At 60.9% G+C, this 15,264-nt stretch carries 15 protein-coding genes; 7 read left to right on the forward strand and 8 right to left on the reverse strand.

The window, feature by feature from the left end:
- Nucleotides 1–126: 126 nt before the first annotated feature.
- The 4 genes from Q0Z71_RS11045 to Q0Z71_RS11060 all read right to left on the reverse strand — a co-directional run bounded on the left by Q0Z71_RS11045 (nt 127) and on the right by Q0Z71_RS11060 (nt 3,238).
- On the reverse strand, nt 127–1,236 hold the full coding sequence (locus Q0Z71_RS11045; protein ID WP_298022399.1) for a DHHW family protein: 1,110 nt from the start codon (nt 1,234–1,236) through the stop codon (nt 127–129).
- Between the two features lie 13 nt (nt 1,237–1,249).
- Nucleotides 1,250–2,677, reverse strand: coding sequence for an MBOAT family protein (locus Q0Z71_RS11050; protein WP_298022402.1), 1,428 nt, complete (start codon nt 2,675–2,677; stop codon nt 1,250–1,252).
- Nucleotides 2,678–2,749: 72 nt separating this feature from the next.
- The gene (locus Q0Z71_RS11055) at nt 2,750–3,082 is read right to left on the reverse strand and encodes a DUF4358 domain-containing protein (protein ID WP_298022404.1); all 333 of its coding nucleotides are present in this window, start codon (nt 3,080–3,082) and stop codon (nt 2,750–2,752) included.
- Nucleotides 3,083–3,109: 27 nt separating this feature from the next.
- Nucleotides 3,110–3,238, reverse strand: a complete 129-nt coding sequence (locus Q0Z71_RS11060; protein ID WP_298022407.1) for a hypothetical protein — start codon at nt 3,236–3,238, stop codon at nt 3,110–3,112.
- A 231-nt stretch (nt 3,239–3,469) separates the two neighbouring features.
- On the opposite strand from Q0Z71_RS11060, the gene Q0Z71_RS11065 reads away from it, so the two are divergent.
- The 3 genes from Q0Z71_RS11065 to Q0Z71_RS11075 all read left to right on the forward strand — a co-directional run bounded on the left by Q0Z71_RS11065 (nt 3,470) and on the right by Q0Z71_RS11075 (nt 6,595).
- Nucleotides 3,470–4,498, forward strand: a complete 1,029-nt coding sequence (locus tag Q0Z71_RS11065) for a low specificity L-threonine aldolase (RefSeq protein WP_298022541.1) — start codon at nt 3,470–3,472, stop codon at nt 4,496–4,498.
- Between the two features lie 145 nt (nt 4,499–4,643).
- Nucleotides 4,644–5,177 (forward strand): RNA polymerase sigma factor, encoded by a 534-nt coding sequence (locus tag Q0Z71_RS11070; RefSeq protein WP_298022409.1) that lies wholly within the window; start codon nt 4,644–4,646, stop codon nt 5,175–5,177.
- A complete protein-coding gene (locus Q0Z71_RS11075) occupies nt 5,174–6,595 on the forward strand; it encodes a hypothetical protein (RefSeq protein ID WP_298022411.1) in 1,422 nt (473 codons plus the stop codon). Before Q0Z71_RS11070 ends, Q0Z71_RS11075 begins: the two co-directional genes overlap by 4 nt.
- Nucleotides 6,596–6,947: 352 nt before the next feature.
- On the opposite strand, the gene Q0Z71_RS11080 is transcribed toward Q0Z71_RS11075, so the two are convergent.
- Genes Q0Z71_RS11080 through trpS form a run of 4 tightly spaced genes read right to left on the reverse strand, consistent with a single transcriptional unit; the run spans nt 6,948 to nt 11,025 of the window.
- Nucleotides 6,948–7,697 carry a hypothetical protein gene (locus Q0Z71_RS11080; RefSeq protein WP_298022414.1) on the reverse strand — a complete coding sequence of 250 codons (750 nt, stop codon included), beginning with the start codon at nt 7,695–7,697 and terminating at the stop codon, nt 6,948–6,950.
- Between the two features lie 22 nt (nt 7,698–7,719).
- Complete coding sequence (gene wecB / locus Q0Z71_RS11085) at nt 7,720–8,865, reverse strand: non-hydrolyzing UDP-N-acetylglucosamine 2-epimerase (RefSeq protein ID WP_298022417.1); 1,146 nt, start codon at nt 8,863–8,865, stop codon at nt 7,720–7,722.
- The gene (locus Q0Z71_RS11090; protein ID WP_298022420.1) at nt 8,866–10,005 is read right to left on the reverse strand and encodes an MraY family glycosyltransferase; all 1,140 of its coding nucleotides are present in this window, start codon (nt 10,003–10,005) and stop codon (nt 8,866–8,868) included.
- Nucleotides 10,006–10,017: 12 nt separating this feature from the next.
- A complete protein-coding gene (gene trpS, locus Q0Z71_RS11095) occupies nt 10,018–11,025 on the reverse strand; it encodes a tryptophan--tRNA ligase (RefSeq protein ID WP_298022423.1) in 1,008 nt (335 codons plus the stop codon).
- Nucleotides 11,026–11,324: 299 nt separating this feature from the next.
- Between trpS and gltX the strand changes: the two genes are divergently transcribed.
- The 4 genes from gltX to Q0Z71_RS11115 all read left to right on the forward strand — a co-directional run bounded on the left by gltX (nt 11,325) and on the right by Q0Z71_RS11115 (nt 15,243).
- Complete coding sequence (gene gltX / locus Q0Z71_RS11100) at nt 11,325–12,815, forward strand: glutamate--tRNA ligase (protein ID WP_298022426.1); 1,491 nt, start codon at nt 11,325–11,327, stop codon at nt 12,813–12,815.
- Nucleotides 12,812–13,438 carry a stage II sporulation protein M gene (locus tag Q0Z71_RS11105; protein WP_298022429.1) on the forward strand — a complete coding sequence of 209 codons (627 nt, stop codon included), beginning with the start codon at nt 12,812–12,814 and terminating at the stop codon, nt 13,436–13,438. The genes gltX and Q0Z71_RS11105 overlap by 4 nt, the downstream gene beginning before the upstream one ends.
- Before the next feature lie 66 nt (nt 13,439–13,504).
- Nucleotides 13,505–14,512 carry an aspartate--ammonia ligase gene (gene asnA / locus Q0Z71_RS11110; protein ID WP_298022432.1) on the forward strand — a complete coding sequence of 336 codons (1,008 nt, stop codon included), beginning with the start codon at nt 13,505–13,507 and terminating at the stop codon, nt 14,510–14,512.
- 110 nt (nt 14,513–14,622) lie between these two features.
- On the forward strand, nt 14,623–15,243 hold the full coding sequence (locus Q0Z71_RS11115; protein ID WP_363316705.1) for a YcxB family protein: 621 nt from the start codon (nt 14,623–14,625) through the stop codon (nt 15,241–15,243).
- The last annotated feature ends 21 nt before the right edge of the window (nt 15,244–15,264 follow it).

A 15,264-nucleotide genomic window follows, 5' to 3' on the forward strand; every position in this document is an offset into this window, starting at 1 on the left:
CATTTCTTCCATGCCTCTTTTGTCTGTTTCCTCATATCCCTTATTATATCATCAAATCTTTATTTTGGACACTCCCACTTGACCTCCTGTTTCATGATCTGATGCCGCCGCTTTGCACCTGCGCTTTCACTGTGTCAGCAGGACCAGATTCCGGTCCGAGATGAAATTCTGGACGCTGTACAGCACACAGATATCGTCGATGCCGTTCTCCGCGGCATATTGGGCGGCAGGCGCCCGGTAGTACCGGAGGTCCAGCAGATGGACCTCCGAGAAATGCTGGGCCAGGAAGGGCGCCAATGCGTCGGAATAGGAGTCCCGGATCAGCAGGAGCCGGCCGCCGTCCGGCCGGTTTTCATTCCTGATAACGCACAGGGGCTGATTGCCGCCCAGGAAGGCGGAGTATTTGTCCTTTTTGTCCAGATAGGTGCGGTCGTACAGGGTCCCCGGCTCTGGGGCCCCGCTCCGCCAGGCGGTGACAGTCAATCCCTCCTCCGGGACCCAGAACTCCATGGTGTCCGGCGCCAGCCAGTGGATGCCGGACTGGGAGTACAGCGTCCCCTGAAATCCATCGACGGAGGGAAGCGCCTGATGGTCAAACGCGTCCGGACCCAGCGTCTCGTCTCCCCTGCCCAGGGCCTCCATCACGGCGGTGTAGCCGTAATAGGCCCCCAGAGTGGTCCAGTGGTGGTCGGTGCGGTAGAAGATCTGTTCCTCGGCGTGGGCCGCCAGCACCGTGCGGAAGTCCATGTCGCTTTTCTCCAGCAGTCCTGTCTGGTCCCAGCTCTCCGCTCCAGCGGGGAGCTTTTCCTTCCAGACCTCCGCCGCGGAGGGGATCAGTCCCAGATATACCGGGGTATCCGTTTTCTCCGCCAGGCGCCGGATATAGTCCAGATTCTTTTCCACCAGCTCCATGTCCGGCGTCTCCACTTTCGAGATCAGCGTGCCGCCGCAAAGATAGACCCCGTTGAATTCGCGCTTGCCGATCAGCTGCTCCGCCCGGGCCTTGAGGCCCGTCCAGCTGTCCCGCAGGGGAAACTGGTCGGCAAAATACGCCTCCGCCGCCTCTGTATAGCTGCCGTTCTTCAGGCTTTCCCAGGAAAATTCCGGCGCCTGGGCCAGCGTGCGGTTCTCCGTTTCAGATTTCTCCCGGTCCGGCAGCAGGATGTGCCACACCAAAAGTCCTCCCAGAAACAGGCAGAAAAAGGCCGTCAGGAACCGGCTGTATGCTTTTGTCATGCCGCTTCCCTCCTCAAAACCGGAAATACAGGAATGGATTATAGCTGCCGTCCACCAGATAGGCGGTGCAGGCCACCAGGCTCAAAGCCATCAGCACAGGCGTCAGGACCTGCCGGGCCCGGTCCGGCAGCCGCTGCCAGCAGCGCTTGCCAAGGGTGGTGGACGCCAGGATCAGCGCCAGGAAGGTGGCCGCGTAGCTGCGGAGGCGGAAGCCGTCGGCGGCGCTCCAGGCCGGAGCCGCGCCGAAGCAAGCCGCCAGGTAGCTCCCGCAGACGGCGAGGTCCTCTATGGCGAAGATGCCCCAGCCCACAAATACCACAAGCAGGGTATAGAGATGCTTGATGCATGCAGGCGTCCTTTCCAACACGCTGTGGAACACATACTTCTCCAGGATCAGCCAAACAGCAAAGTACAGGCCCCAGAGGATGAAATTCCAGCTGGCGCCGTGCCAAAAGCCCGTGCAGAACCAGACGATCAGGATGTTCCGCAGGGTCCTGGCCGTGCCGCCCCGGTTGCCGCCCAGGGGGATATACAGGTACTCCCGGAACCAGCTGGTCAGGGACATGTGCCACCGCCGCCAGAACTCCGTCACCGAGGCGGAGAGATAGGGGTAGGCAAAATTCTCATGGAAGCGGAAGCCAAAGATCTGTCCCAGGCCGATGGCCATATCGGAGTAGCCGGAGAAATCAAAGTAGATCTGGAAGCCAAAGGCCAGCAGGCCCATCCAGCCGCCGCCGGCGGTCAGGGTCCCGGCCTCCTGCGCCGCCAGACAGGTCTCCCACAGCGCGCCGATGGAGTTTGCCAGCAGGACCTTTTTGGCAAGGCCCACACAGAACCGGCGGGCGCCCAGCGCGAAGGACTCCACGGTGTTGGTCCGGCGGTCCAGCTCCGCTGCCACCGTTTTGTATTTTACGATGGGGCCGGCGATCAACTGGGGAAACATGGTGACAAAGGCGCCGAAGTTGACGATATTCCGCTGCACCGGCGCGTCCCTCCGGTAGACGTCGATGGTATAGCTCATGGTCTGGAAGGTGAAAAAGGAGATGCCGATGGGCAGCGGGATATTCCGCAGCGGCACCGTGACGCCAAGCAGCGTCAAGCACTCCGGCAGGCTGATGCCCGCAAGCAGGAACAAATTGTCCGCCAGAAAGTCCCAGTATTTGAAAAAGCCCAGGAGCAGCAGGTTGAACACCACGGACTGCCCCACGAACCACCGGGCCTTTCTGTCGTCGGCCCGGTATTTCTCCACCAGCAGGCCATGGGTATAGTCGATGGCGATGGAGAGGAGCATGATGAGAATGTACACCGGCTCGCCCCAGCCGTAAAAGAACAGGCTGACCAGCAGCAGGACCAGGTTCCGCCACCGCAGAGGCGCCAGAAAATAGACCGCCAGTGTCAGCGGCAGATATGCGAAAAGAAATGTCAAACTGCTGAAGATCAAATCTGCTTCCTCCCGTTTTGGATCAGTCATAAAGACAGCCGCAGCCAAGCTGCGGCTGTCCTGCGGTGGGGATCAGAGGAATTTCTGATTGAATCCCCCGGAAATCTCGTCCTGGTGCTCCGCGGAGGCCACCATGCACACATAGGTCCCCTGCTGGATGACGATGCCGCGGCTCCACGCCTCCATGGACTCGGGATACCAGGCTCCGCCTCCCGCCTGCACATTGATGCGGTCCTGCAGGATCGCGGCGGCCTGGGCCGCGTCGTCCTCGGTCTCGCACTGCATGAACACCATCTCATTCACCACGGAGCTCATCATCGGCATCTTTGCCACGAACTGCTCCGTGGGGATATCCTTCAGGCCGGGGTAATAGCTGTCCAGCATCTCTCCCTCGATGTCCGTCATATAGCCGTCGCCCCAGCCGTAGGCCTCCTACACGTCCGCGTAGAATTTCTCCAGATCCACGTCTACGTCCGCGCTCTCCCCATTCTCGCCGCCGCAGGCGGTCAAAAGGCCTGTCAGCAGCAGAGCTGTCAGCGCCATTGTCATCCATTTTTTCATAGTCCTCTCCCCTATTTGTTTCTTCTATCCAGACGGCCTGGGCCGCTCAAAGGTTCCCGCTGCCCTATCAGTATTTCCAGTTCTCCGAAATTTTACGAGAACTTTTTCCTCTCCTTGCATTTATACAGGAAATGCGGTATGATTTCAACAGCAAAACTGTTACATTTTAGAAATTAATTTTGTTACTTTTGGAAAACAGGTAAAATATTTTTAGAAAGCAGGTAAAACATGATGTACAGCTTCCGCAACGATTACAGCGAAGGCACCCATCCCAAGGTCCTTCAAGCCCTGACCGACACGAACCTGGAGCAGACCGTGGGGTACGGCAGGGATCCCCGCTGCCAGTCCGCTGCCGCGCTGATCCGGGACCTCTGCAAGGCGCCGGAGGCCGATATCCACTTCCTGGTGGGCGGCACCCAGGCCAACCTGGTGGTCATCAACGCGTTTTTGCAGTCCTATGAAGCGGTCATCGCCGCCCACACCGGACACGTCAACGTCCATGAGACCGGCGCCATCGAGGCTACCGGCCACAAGGTCTGCACCGCCTTCGCCCCCGACGGCAAACTGACTCCCGCCCTGGTGGAGTCCGTGGTGAAGGCCCATCCCGACGAACACATGGTCCTCCCCCGCATAGTGTATATCTCCGACAGCACCGAGATCGGCACCATCTACACCAAGGCGGAGCTGACCGCCCTGCGGCGCTGCTGTGACGAGCACGGCCTGTACCTGTTCCTGGACGGCGCCCGGCTTGGCTCCGCCCTCACCTCCCCGGAGAACGATCTGACGCTGGAGGATATCGCCGCGCTGACCGACGTGTTTTATATCGGCGGCACCAAGAACGGCCTCCTCTTCGGCGAGGCCCTGGTGCTGTCCAACAAGATGCCCAAGGCCCATTTCCGCTGGCACATGAAGCAGCGAGGCGCCATGCTGGCCAAAGGCCGTCTGCTGGGCATCCAGTTCCAGGCTATTCTGGAGGACGGTCTGTACTTTGACATCGCCCGCCACGCCAACGAGATGGCCTTCCGCCTGCGGGACGGTGTTGCCGCCCTGGGCTATCCCTTCCCGGTGGCCTCCCCCACCAACCAGCAGTTCCCCGTTCTGCCCAATGCCGTGATCCGCAGGCTGGAGGACAGGGGCTATGCGTTTGAGGCCCAGGATGCCGTGGACGCGGACCACACCTGCGTCCGGTTCGTCACCAGCTGGGCCACGCCGGAGAGCGCCATCGACGCCTTCCTGAAGGATCTGGCGGACTGCCGGTAAGTGCAGCGCATTTCAAAATTCCACACAGACGCGAGCATTATGGACCCAGGCGGCAGAACTGCCGCCTGGATCTTTTTTGTGGGTTTTTCCGGTTTTGGTTGTATAATAGGATAGAAATCAGATTTTTCGAGAGGAGGCGATGCCCATGACCGACGCGGACCTGCTGGCCCGTCTGTCGTCCGACCGCGCAGACGGGATGGAGGCGCTGCTGCGGCAGTACGGTCCCCTTCTGCGGTATGTCATCGGCGGCGTCCTCCGGGACGGCCCGGACGCGGAGGACTGCCTCTCCGAGGTGTCCCTGGCGCTGTGGCAGAAGCTGGACAGCTATGACCCGTCCAAGGGCGGTCTCTCCGCCTGGCTCACCGCCGTGGCGCGGAACACCGCGCTGAATCACTGGAAAGCCCTCCACCGGCGGGACACCCATACTTCTGAGGCTGAGGCATCTGCTCCCGACACCCCGGAGCAGGCGGTCCTGCGCCGGGAGCGGGCCGAACAGCTGAAAGCCGCCATCGCCCGCCTGGGCGAACGGGACAAGCAGCTGTTCTACCGAAAATACTACTACCTGCAATCCACCGCCCAGATCGCGGCGGAGATGGGCATGACGGAGCGGGCCGCGGAGGGCCGCCTTTACCGGCTGCGCCAGCGGCTCCGGCAGGAACTGGGAGGTGACGACGCATGAGGGAATGGGACGCTTTTGACCAGGAGCTGGCGGAATCCATGACGGAACTCCCCCCGGAGGCCGTCCGGGCGGTGACGCCCTGGCGGACGGCCATTGACCGCATCGTTCTGGGCCTCTGCCTGACCTGCTTCACGCTGAATTTCGCCTGCCTGCAATATATCCTGCCTGCCATTGGCACCGTCAACCTCTATCTGGGCTTCCGGGCGCTGCGGAACAACAATCGGTGGTTCCAATTCGGGTTTATTTGCAGTATCTGTAAAGTTATTTTACTTTCTATCAATCTGGTGCTGAACGCCACGCCCTATGCTGATATTTTCCCTGTCTCCCGCACGATTTTGCAGGCCGCCGCCACCTTTTTGCTGTTCCTCTCCCTCCGGGAGGCCCTGCGGAGAGCCGCCGCGGAGCTGGGCCGGACCTCCAGAAGGGACCCCGCCCTGTGGGCGATGGTATGGTATCTGGTCATCCTCTTTTTGGGGCTGGCCTGGCCGGAGCCGGGATGGCTCGTGTGGGGCGCGGTGATGATCGCCTTTGTCCGCATCATCCGCTCCCTGACCAAGGCTGCCGCGGAGCTGGATGACTGGGGATACGCTGTGCACGCGGCTCCTGTGAAGATCAGCTCCGCCCGGTTTCAGGGACTGCTCTACAGCTCCCTGCTGGTTGTGATTTTGCTTTGCAGTTTCTTTTTCGGCCACATCCGGCTTTCGGGAACGCCGATCCGGCAAACCCTCGATTCCCCGGAGGCCGCTTCCACAAGGGACCGCCTGCTGGACCTGGGTTTTCCCCGGGAAATGCTGGACTACCTGCCTCCGGAAGAGCTGGAAAAGCTGGCGGGAGCCTCCGCCTGTGTCTTCCGGCCCAATGATTCTGACCAAAGGCATGACATGGAGATGGACGGCCATCCCTTCACCGCCTCCGGCACCATGGTCTATCTGGGGGACGGCACGGCCCGGTTCTATGTGCTGGCGGAATATGACGACGCCATCAGCCTCTACTGGCAGAACCTGGCGGAATTCCGGGACTCCGGCGTCACCCGCTGGGACGGCGCCTGCTACCTGACCTATCAAAAGGGCGGCGTTACGCACCGGACGACGGTTCCCGTAACAGAACAGATGGAGACCCTGGACAACTACTTCACCGGTCCCTTTGAGGAGACCAGAATCCGGGCCAGGTACAGCTTTCCTGCCGGGGCCAAGGAGCGGACCTGTCTGTTTGTCTGTTCCCTTCAGCTCTCGGAGCTGGATTTAAGCGCCCCGGATGCTTATTACAACCACAACTGCATTGTGAACTTCTACCGGGACCGCTCTCCCCTCCGCTATCCCTATCAGCCCTTTGCCGGCAGCGGCAGATCCCGGGATCTGGCCCAGTACTGTCAGTTTTTTGAATTTCAGCTCTCGGACAGCGGGACCCCCGCTGATTAGTTGAGACAGTCCCACGGGAATCCAAATCACGGCCCTATTTGTGTGCCCCGCCGGTCTCCGTGCACATGGGGAGCGCTTTTTCAGCAGCCCTCGAATAGACAGAGAAAGAAGGGACAGATCGAAAGATCTGTCCCTTCCGCATGTCCTGATATAGTCAATGAACTTGAAAAATAGCAAAGCTGTTTTTCAAGCGGGCAATGCCCGCTGTGCGCGAAGCGCACAGTTAATGACTATGAAATCTAAATCAAGGCCGCTTTCGCGGCCTGTCACAGCGCATATGCGCTGTGACACTTGAAAAGTGGGTTTACCACTTTTCAAGTTATTTGATTATACAAAGGGCGGTGGCGCCCCCTTATCCATTCAGCAGGGCTGTTCCGTCCGGCAGTGTAAAATTCGACGCGTCAGGCGCCTCCTGATCCACAGTCAGCGCCCCCATCCGGTAGACGGTCTCCCCTTCCAGCAGCTTTTCCGCCGCGACCAGAAGGCCGGTGTCCACACTGACCCAGTACCGAAACACATACCCCTCCGGCAGCTCTCCTGCCTCCACATAGATGCAGTTTACATTTGAGACCGTGCGGTAATCCGCCTCCGTGATATCCGCCGTCTGCAAACGGAGGATATCCTCATAGGTTGGAATGGTCTGCTCATTGTCCGCTGAAATATCCCCAGCGGGCACGGTATAGACGCTTTTCTCGTCGTTATACCAGATATGTGTCGTCTCCCCGTTGGTGACCGCGTGGCGTATCCGTCCGTCCGGCAGGGTGCGGTCCGTTCGAGTCCAGCCGTCTCTGACAGCCACCGTGACCTCGTAAGTACCGCTGCCGCCATTCCAAAACTGCTCCACCGTCACGGCGCGGCTGTATGACTCCGGCCGGGTCAGTGTCTCCACCGCCGCCTGGACCGTCTCCGGCGTCACGGCCACCACCGTCGGCAGGTCGCCGCCGGGGGCGTCGCCCTCCGTCAGCTGGTCCGGGTCCGGCCCCGGCTCCGGCAGCGTGATATGGGAGGAGCGGCGCAGACTGCTCCACAGCATCAGGGCGGCGGCCAGCACCATCAGCGCCACAAGGGCCAAGGTGATCCGGTTCAATCTCCGCTTGTCCATGCCTGCCTCCTCTCCCGGCTGTTTACGCCTGATAATCCGCGGGCTTCTCTCCCCTGCCGAAGTGCCACAGGATGGCGTCCGCGATCCGGCGGCAGGCATTGCCGTCGCCGTAGGGGTTCACGGCGTGGGCCATTCTGGCATAGGCCTCTCGGTCGCAGATCAGCCGTTCCGCCATGGTGACGATATCGTCCTGCACCACACCGGCCAGCTTCACTGTACCGGCCTCCACAGCCTCGGGCCGCTCCGTCTCCCGCCGCAGGACCAGGACCGGCTTGCCCAGGGCGGGCGCCTCCTCCTGCAATCCGCCGGAGTCCGTCATGACCATATAGCAGCGGGCCATCAGGTTGTGCATCTCGTCGGCCGGCAGCGGGTCGATGAGGTGGACCCGGGGCGCCCCCCGCAGATAGGCGTCTACCGCCTCCCGGACCACCGGGCTCAAGTGGACGGGATACACCAGCTCCACATCCGTGTGCTGCTCCGCGATCTGCCGCAGGGCCAGCATGATGTGCTTCATCGGCTTCCCATAGTTCTCCCGCCGGTGGCAGGTGACCAGGATGATCTTCCTCTCCCCGTAGGGCAGGTGGTTCAGCTCCTCCGTGGCAAAATGGTAATCCTCCCGCACCGTGGTCTTTAAGGCGTCGATCACCGTGTTTCCGGTGACGAACACCCCCTGGCTGATCCCCTCCCGCAGGAGGTTGTCCCGGTTGTTCACTGTGGGGCAGAAATACAGGTCCGCAATGGTGGAGACCAGCTTGCGGTTCATCTCCTCTGGAAAGGGAGAATACTTGTCATACGTTCTCAATCCGGCCTCCACGTGTCCCACCGGCACCTGATGGTAAAAGGCGGACAGCGCTCCGGCAAAGGTGGTGGAGGTGTCGCCGTGGACCAGGATCATATCCGGCTTCAGCGCGTCGATGGCCCCGTCCATCCCCAGCAGGCATTTGCTGGTGATGGTGGACAGGGTCTGCCGGGGGGTCATGATGTCCAGGTCCCAATCCGGCTTGAGATCAAAGACCTCCAGTACAGAGTCCAGCATCTGGCGGTGCTGCGCCGTGACGCAGCAGAGGCTCTCGATCTCCGGCCGGGTGGAGAGCTCCCGCACCAACGGACACATTTTGATGGCCTCCGGCCGGGTGCCGAAGACGCTCATGATACGCAGCTTGTCCATTTACGGTTCCTCACCTTTCTCCGGCGGCTCTTCCTCCGGCGGCTCATGATGGCCCAGCTCCTTCAGCTCCTCCAGCTCCTCATGGAGCTCCTCCCGGACCTCCTTGGGAAACACCACCCGGGCGGCCACCACCGCCACGATGCACAGCGCCGCAAAAAACAGCATGGCCTTCTGCTCGCCGCCGGTGGTCAGCACCACGGCGGAAAGGCCCAGGATGGCGGAGATCACATACAGCGTCGCCACCGCCTGCTTCTGGTTCAGGCCCATGTCGATGAGCCGGTGATGGATGTGGCTCCGGTCGGCGTGCATGGGGCTTTGCCCGTGGGCGATGCGGCGGATGAACGCGAACGCCGTGTCGAAAATAGGCAGGCCAAGGATCAGGAAGGGCACCACGAAGGAGATGACCGCATAGTACTTGAACAGGCCCTGGATGGACATGGTGGCCAGGATATAGCCCAGGAAGGTGGCGCCGGTGTCCCCCATGAACATCTTGGCGGGGTTCAGGTTATAGGGCATGAAGCCCACGCAGGCCCCTACCAGCGCCGCCAGGACGATGGCCACCTGCGCCTCGGACGCCATCAGGGCGATGACCAGCATCGTGGTGGCGGAGATGGCGGAGACGCCGTTGGCAAGGCCGTCCAGACCGTCGATCAGGTTCACCGCGTTGGTGATGGCCACGATCCACAAAATGGTAACGGGGATCGACAGCCAGCCCAGCACCCAGTAGAGGTTCTCCGAGAAGATATTGGGATTGGAGAACGCCTGGATGACCACGCCGTGGGTGGCTGGAATGGCCGCCGCCACGATCTGCACCACGAATTTGAACATGGCGGGCAGGGCCATGATATCGTCCACCACGCCCAGCACCACGATGATCACAGCCCCCAGGAGGATGCTCTTCATCTCCGGCGTGACACGCACGAACAGCAGGATGCTGACCATAAAGCCGATGAAGATCGCCAGACCGCCCAGCCGCGGGATGGGCACCTTGTGCATCCGCCGGGCGTCCTTGGGCACATCGATGGCGCCGACCTTATAGGCAAAGGTCTTGACCACCGGCGTCATCAGGAAGCTGACCACCAGCGCCACCAGCAGCGCCAGAAGCACATAGGCGATCAGCTGACTTTCAAATACCAACATGCTTCTCCTCCGTCAGCGCGCCAGGAACCCGACTTTTTTATAGACCTTGCTCACCGTGCGGTTGGCGACATAGGACGCCTTCTCCGCACCGGCGCGGTATACGCTCTCCAGGTAGGCCTTGTCCGCCAGCAGGCGTTCGGTCTCCTCCCGGATGGGGCGCAGCAGTTCCACCACGGACTCTCCCACGGCCTTTTTGAAATCGCCGTAGCCCCGGCCGTCGAATTCCGCCTCAATGGTCTCAAAGCTCTTGCCGGTGGCCACGGAGTAGATCTGCATCAGGTTGGACACGCCGGGCTTTCCGGCGGGGTCGAAGCGGACGCAGGCGTCGGAGTCCGTGACGGCCTTCTTAAACTTCCGCATGATGTCCTCCGGCTTTTCCAGCATGTAAACGCAGCCGTTCTGGTCCCTGTCGGACTTGGACATCTTGTTCTCCGGTGAGGTCAGGCTCATGACCCGGGCGCCCACCTGGGGAATATAGGGTTCGGGGATCTTGAACACATCGCCGTAGATGCCATTGAAGCGGTTGGCGATATCCCGGCAGATCTCCACATGCTGCTTCTGGTCGTGGCCCACGGGCACCAGGTCCGCCTGGTACAGCAGGATATCGGCGGCCATCAGGGCCGGATAGGTGAAGAGGCCCGCGTTAATGTTGTCCGCGTTCTTGGCGGACTTGTCCTTGAACTGGGTCATGCGGGACAGCTCACCAAACATGGTGTAGCAGTCCAGCACCCAGCCCAGTTGGGCATGGGCGGGAACGTGGGACTGGACGAACAGCACGTTCTTCTCCGGGTCCAGGCCGCTGGCGATGTAGGCCGCCACCTGGGTCAGGGTATGGCGGCGCAGGTCCGCCGGCACCTGCCGCACGGTGATGGTATGCATATCCGCCAGCATGTAATAGCAGTCATATTCATCGGCCAGAGCCGCCCAGTTCTTAATAGCGCCCAAATAGGAGCCCAGCGTCAGGTCGCCGGAGGGCTGGATCCCGCTGAGGATTCTCTTTTTCTGTACTACGTTTTCCATGATTCGCACCTCAATATTCAACGCCGCCGGCGCCAAAGGTATCAGGCGGCAATTTAACTTTTATATTGTATCACGGTACTCTGAAAAGTGCAATCACTTTCCTGTGAATATATCCCTCCGGCAAGCGGGAAGCACCGCTTTTCAAAGCACGTCTGACAGCCCAAGCCCCGTCGGTCTGTCCTCTGACCGCAGACAGCCGCTCTCTGCTTTGGCCTGAAAAACGCCTTGACAATCCGCCTTTGAAAAGCGATAATGTAATTTGTTATATTGTGTAAAAATTCTCTCATGGAGGTACTTTCATGGCACTTGATATGAAATTTTTCCAGGAGATGGAGGCCCGCATCCCCAAGGGGAAGGTCCGCACGCGGTTCGCCCCCTCCCCCACCGGCTATATGCACGTGGGCAACCTGCGCACCGCGCTGTATACCTGGCTGATCGCCCGCCACGCGGACGGCACCTTTATCCTCCGCATCGAGGACACCGACCAGGGCCGCCTGGTGGAGGGCGCCACCGACGTCATCTACCGCACCATGGCCGAATGCGGCCTCACCCACGACGAGGGTCCCGATGTGGGCGGGCCCACCGGTCCCTATATTCAGTCCGAGCGCCGGGGGCTGTACGGCAAATACGCCGAACTGCTGGTGGAGAAGGGCGCGGCGTACTACTGCTTCTGTGAAAAAACGGAATCCGAGGAGGACTCCGGGAATTTTGACCGGGCCGACGACCCCTGCCGGGATTTGAGTGCCGAGGAGGTCGCCGCCAATCTGGCCGCCGGAAAGCCCTACGTCATCCGGCAGCGCATCCCCCATGAGGGCACCACCACCTTCCACGACGTCAGCTTCGGCGACATCACCGTGGAGAACAAGACCCTGGACGACCAGGTGCTGCTGAAGCGGGACGGCCTGCCCACCTACAACTTCGCCAATGTGGTGGACGACCATCTGATGGGCATCACCCATGTGGTCCGGGGCAGCGAGTATCTCTCCTCCGCCCCCAAGTACAACCTGCTGTATGAGGCCTTCGGCTGGGAGATCCCCACCTATGTCCACTGCTCCCCCGTCATGCGGGACCAGCACAACAAGATGAGCAAGCGCCACGGGGACCCCTCCTACGAGGATCTGAAGGCCCAGGGCTATCTGACGGACGCCATTTTGAACTATGTGGCCCTGCTGGGCTGGGCTCCCAAGGGCGAACGCAGCGAGCAGGAGATCTTCTCCCTGGAAGAGCTGGTGGATGCCTTCGATATCGCGGGCATCTCCAAATCCCCCGCCATCTTCGACATCGACAAGCTGACCTACTTCAACGCCACCTATCTCCGGGCGCTGCCCGCCGGGGAATTCGCCCAAGCGGCGGAGCCCTATATCCGCGAGACCGTGAAGAATCCCGCCATCGATCCCGCCGCCATCGCCGCCCTGCTCCAGGCCCGGTGCGAGAAGCTGACAGACATCCCCGAAAAGGTGGACTTCTTCGACGCTGTGCCGGACTACGATGTGGAATTCTTCACCAACAAAAAATCCAAGACCAATTCCGAGGTCTCCCTGCATATGCTGGAAGAGGCCGTTCCCGCCCTGGAGGGCATCTCTGACTGGACCATGGACCAGGTGCACGACACGCTGATCGGCCTCGCTGAGAAGCTGGGCGTGAAGAACGCCACATTGATGTGGCCTGTCCGCATCGCCGTGGCCGGCAAGCTGGTGACCCCCGGCGGCGCCGTGGAGCTGTGCCACATCCTTGGTAAGGATGAGACCCTCCGCCGCCTGCGGCTGGGTATGGAGAAGCTGAAGGCATGAGGGATTTCCTCCAATACCAATTTGACGGTTTGAAAAACGCCTGGCACAACGGTCTGAACGGCGAGGTCAAGCGCACCGCCATCGCCTTTCCCCTGCTGGCTGTTCTGGCCTTTGCCCTCTGCATGTTCCTGCCGGACCTCCGGACGCAGCTGGTAAAGCTGGTGCTGGACGCCATGGACGGCCTGCATGTCGTGGAAGAGGACGGCTCGCTCTCCGCCCTGGGACTGTTCTCCAACAATTTGCGGGCCTGTGCCTTCACCATGGTCTACGGACTGATCCCCTTCCTCTACCTTTCCGCCATGGCGCTGGGCATCAATGCCATGCTCCTTGGCATCCTGGCGGCCTGGTATCTGTCCGAGGGCGTCTCCATGCTGGGCTATCTGGCCGCCATCGTGCCCCACGGCATTTTTGAGCTTCCGGCTCTGGTCCTGGCCTTTGCCATGGGCCTGTATGTCTGCGGACAGCTCACCCGCCGCTGCCGCAGGGATTCCTCCGCTCTCCATGTCTGGGACTGCCTGGTGCTGATCTCCCGGATGCTGCTGTTGGTGCTGATCCCCCTGCTGGCCGTCTCCGCCGTGGTGGAGGCCTATGTCACCCCTGCTGTTCTCTCCCTGCTTTTCTAGCGCTTCCGGCAGCGCCGCTTTTCCGCGGTCTTGCCGAAAAATTTAAATAAAGGACTGTTTTGAAGCATGAGCAAATTGACGATCCCCGCCGGCTACCGTATGCCGCTGACCAACAACGAGCTCCAGCGCGCCATCGAACTGATCCACGCGGACTTCCAGCACAACCTGACGGTCCGCCTGAACCTCCACCGGGTCTCCGCCCCCCTGTTCGTGGACGGCCGCACCGGCCTGAACGACGACCTGAACGGCGTGGAGCGCCCCGTGTCCTTCGACATTCCCGACGTGGGGACCGACGGGCAGGTGGTCCACTCCCTGGCCAAGTGGAAGCGTCTGGCGCTGAAGCGCTATGAATTCAAGCTGGGCACCGGCCTGTATACCGACATGAACGCCATCCGCCGGGATGAGGAGGTGGACAATCTCCACTCCATCTATGTGGACCAGTGGGACTGGGAGAAGCACATCGATCCCCAGAACCGCAATGTCCAGTATCTGAAAGACACCGTGCAGGACATCGTGGGCTGCATCTGCGACACCGCCACCGCCCTGCGGAACGCCTTCCCCGTCCTGACCTTCAAGCCTGACCGGGAGGTGTACTTCCTCACCACCCAGGAGCTGGAGGACCGCTTCCCGGACCTGACCCCCAACGAGCGGGAGACCGCGATCTGCCGGGAGCACCACACCGTGTTCCTCATGCAGATCGGCAAGACGCTGAAGTCCGGCATCAAGCACGACGGCCGCGCTCCCGACTATGACGACTGGGATCTGAACGGCGACATCCTGATGTGGAACCCCGTTCTGGAGCGCCGGTTTGAGGTCTCCTCCATGGGCATCCGGGTGGACGCCGCCGCCCTGGACCGTCAGTTGACTGCTGCCGGCTGTGACTACCGCCGCCAGCTCCCCTTCCACCAGATGCTGCTGAACGGCGAGCTGCCCCAGTCCATCGGCGGCGGCATCGGCCAGTCCCGGCTGTGCATGCTGCTGCTGGGCACCTGCCACATCGGCGAGGTCCAGGCCAGCCTGTGGGACAAGGACACCGTGGAGGCCTGCGAAAAGGCCGGGATCACGCTGCTGTGAGCCGCTGTTTTCCTTTCCAGATTTAAGGGATTGTTCACAAATTCCAACCATTTTGCCTGCTATACTGTCTGTGTGATTCAGCGCGACCGCAGCAGAAAGAGGTGAAATGGTTGGAATTTGTGTTTCAGATCTCTCCCTACGACAAACCAGACCTTGTTCCCCAGGTGAGCCAGGCGCTGGAGAAGCACACCGAGCTGCGCTCAAGGAAAGCGCTTCCAAAGCTGTGGACGTACACCGACCGTCTCAACAACCGGGAAAAGGCGCCCGTCCAGGCCCTGCGCAAGCGCCGTGTCCGGTGCCGGATATACGGCATCGCGTTGCTGCTGTTGGGGATCTTTCTGCTGGTGCCGGGGCTGATGGAACCGCAGGAGCTGTTTGTACCGCTGTTGGCCGGTGTGTTTTCCACCGGAGCCGGCATCGCCTGTCTATGGCGCAGCCGGAAACGTCCCTCCGGCTTTGACAGGGCCGCCCATAAGCTGCTGGTGCATTTCGATGACGCACCATCTGCGCGGGTGCGGTTTACAGCGGATGGAATGACAGCCGCTGAAGCGGAAACCGTTCCCTATTCCGCTCTGGACCACATTGTCGAGACGCAGGACCTCTTTGTACTCACCTGGGCGGAGCGGATCATCGTTTTGCAGAAACGGGATATGGTTCTTGGTGAACCAGCGGACTTTTCGGCTTTTTTGACAGGCCATGCACCGTCCGCCGCATTCTCACAGATCCCATAAATGAAACAAGAGCGGGAGCAT

Origin of the sequence: uncultured Dysosmobacter sp., from assembly GCF_947631635.1 — a bacterium.
Classification (GTDB): domain Bacteria; phylum Bacillota; class Clostridia; order Oscillospirales; family Oscillospiraceae; genus Oscillibacter.

What these genes read in the sequence shown, in the direction of transcription:
- Q0Z71_RS11045 (WP_298022399.1), bottom strand. Translation starts at nt 1,236, where the DNA reads ATGACAAAAGCATACAGCCGGTTCCTGACGGCCTTTTTCTGCCTGTTT.
- Q0Z71_RS11055 (WP_298022404.1), bottom strand. Translation starts at nt 3,082, where the DNA reads ATGACGGACATCGAGGGAGAGATGCTGGACAGCTATTACCCCGGCCTG.
- Q0Z71_RS11060 (WP_298022407.1), bottom strand. Translation starts at nt 3,238, where the DNA reads ATGAAAAAATGGATGACAATGGCGCTGACAGCTCTGCTGCTGACAGGC.
- Q0Z71_RS11065 (WP_298022541.1), top strand. Translation starts at nt 3,470, where the DNA reads ATGTACAGCTTCCGCAACGATTACAGCGAAGGCACCCATCCCAAGGTC.
- Q0Z71_RS11070 (WP_298022409.1), top strand. Translation starts at nt 4,644, where the DNA reads ATGACCGACGCGGACCTGCTGGCCCGTCTGTCGTCCGACCGCGCAGAC.
- Q0Z71_RS11075 (WP_298022411.1), top strand. Translation starts at nt 5,174, where the DNA reads ATGAGGGAATGGGACGCTTTTGACCAGGAGCTGGCGGAATCCATGACG.
- Q0Z71_RS11080 (WP_298022414.1), bottom strand. Translation starts at nt 7,697, where the DNA reads ATGGACAAGCGGAGATTGAACCGGATCACCTTGGCCCTTGTGGCGCTG.
- wecB (WP_298022417.1), bottom strand. Translation starts at nt 8,865, where the DNA reads ATGGACAAGCTGCGTATCATGAGCGTCTTCGGCACCCGGCCGGAGGCC.
- Q0Z71_RS11090 (WP_298022420.1), bottom strand. Translation starts at nt 10,005, where the DNA reads ATGTTGGTATTTGAAAGTCAGCTGATCGCCTATGTGCTTCTGGCGCTG.
- trpS (WP_298022423.1), bottom strand. Translation starts at nt 11,025, where the DNA reads ATGGAAAACGTAGTACAGAAAAAGAGAATCCTCAGCGGGATCCAGCCC.
- gltX (WP_298022426.1), top strand. Translation starts at nt 11,325, where the DNA reads ATGGCACTTGATATGAAATTTTTCCAGGAGATGGAGGCCCGCATCCCC.
- Q0Z71_RS11105 (WP_298022429.1), top strand. Translation starts at nt 12,812, where the DNA reads ATGAGGGATTTCCTCCAATACCAATTTGACGGTTTGAAAAACGCCTGG.
- asnA (WP_298022432.1), top strand. Translation starts at nt 13,505, where the DNA reads ATGAGCAAATTGACGATCCCCGCCGGCTACCGTATGCCGCTGACCAAC.